The following is a 228-nucleotide window of genomic DNA, read 5'->3' on the forward strand; positions in this document are numbered from 1 at the left end:
TTTATTGTTTTTTTTCTTAGGCGTTTATTAATCGAATCAGCTGCTTGAAATCATATCCCAGCATCAGTAATCCCCATTCAGTTCCTACTTTTTCTTTTCCCCGAAGATGAAATCGCCTGAAGCCTAAATTGCCTTTTGTCTGACCAAAGACAGTTTCACATTCAGTGGAACGCTTTTTCATAAGAGTTTTATATTCTTCATCTGCAATTGCAAACTTAAACTTACATC

1 protein-coding gene is annotated in these 228 nt (G+C 35.5%); it reads right to left on the reverse strand.

Going from position 1 to position 228, the window contains the following annotated elements; genetic code table 11:
• Positions 1–16: 16 nt before the first annotated feature.
• Positions 17–228: transposase (locus tag B2089_RS00015; RefSeq protein WP_296685233.1), on the reverse strand; the 212-nt coding region annotated here is incomplete at its 5' end.

This window comes from Treponema sp. UBA3813 (assembly GCA_002368605.1).
Classification (GTDB): domain Bacteria; phylum Spirochaetota; class Spirochaetia; order Treponematales; family Treponemataceae; genus Treponema_D.